This is a genomic window from Vibrio sp. 10N.222.49.C9 (genome assembly GCF_041474985.1).
GTDB lineage: Bacteria > Pseudomonadota > Gammaproteobacteria > Enterobacterales > Vibrionaceae > Vibrio > Vibrio crassostreae_C.
On sequence record NZ_JBFRVD010000206.1, the window covers coordinates 1 to 420 of the forward strand.

The 420-nt window shown below is 50.2% G+C and carries 1 pseudogene; it reads right to left on the reverse strand.

What is annotated here, in order from left to right:
* A pseudogene (locus tag AB4585_RS22775) lies at nucleotides 1–420 on the reverse strand (3-phosphoshikimate 1-carboxyvinyltransferase); the annotation flags it as partial.

The window sequence follows — 420 nt, forward strand, 5'->3', positions numbered from 1 at the left end:
CACTAGGTCACCTTCAATATTGATAGTGATATCACCATCCGCTAAAGGTGCAGTCATTAAAAATGCCGTTAGGAACTGGCCAGAAATAGAGCCGTCAATAGAGACCTCACCAGAGGTTAGCCCTGTACCTTGGATCTTAAGCGCTGGGAAGCCATCGTTTTCAAGATACGTCACCTCAGCACCTGCCTCACGCAGAGCATCAACCAAGTGACCGATTGGGCGCTCTTTCATGCGCGGCTCACCCGTCAGTACGAACTCACCTTGGCTAGCACAAAGTGCCGCAGCCAATGGGCGCATTGCCGTACCCGCATTGCCTAGAAACAGTTCTAGTGCTTCAGGCGCATTGAATACGCCACCTAGACCTTCAACCTCACACACTGTTTTATCCTGAGATAGGCTGTATTTTACACCTAGTTGCTC